Annotated in this window: 1 protein-coding gene; it reads left to right on the forward strand. The window is 30.0% G+C overall.

The annotated features are described in order from the left end of the window. Positions 1-277 (forward strand): LytR/AlgR family response regulator transcription factor (locus SCA31_RS23195; protein WP_410699382.1); only part of this gene is annotated, 277 nt, incomplete at both ends.

Here is a 277-nt window from a genome sequence, read left to right on the forward strand (position 1 = left end):
CGAACCATTAGCGATTTCGCTATTAGGAAGTTATGTGCAGAAAATTCCTTTTTTTGAATTGGTTTTTTCTTCTGAAAATCCTATTGAAGCTTTAGATTATATTCAAAATAATGAAGCAGATTTGGTTTTTCTTGATATTCAAATGCCTGAATTGACGGGAATTAATTTCATGAAAATTGTTGGAGATAAATTAAAATACATCTTAACAACTGCCTATTCTGAGTATGCTTTGGAAGGATACGAACACAATATTGTTGATTATCTTTTAAAGCCTGTT

The sequence above is a fragment of the Chryseobacterium sp. SIMBA_028 genome (assembly GCF_046535285.1).
Lineage (GTDB): Bacteria > Bacteroidota > Bacteroidia > Flavobacteriales > Weeksellaceae > Chryseobacterium.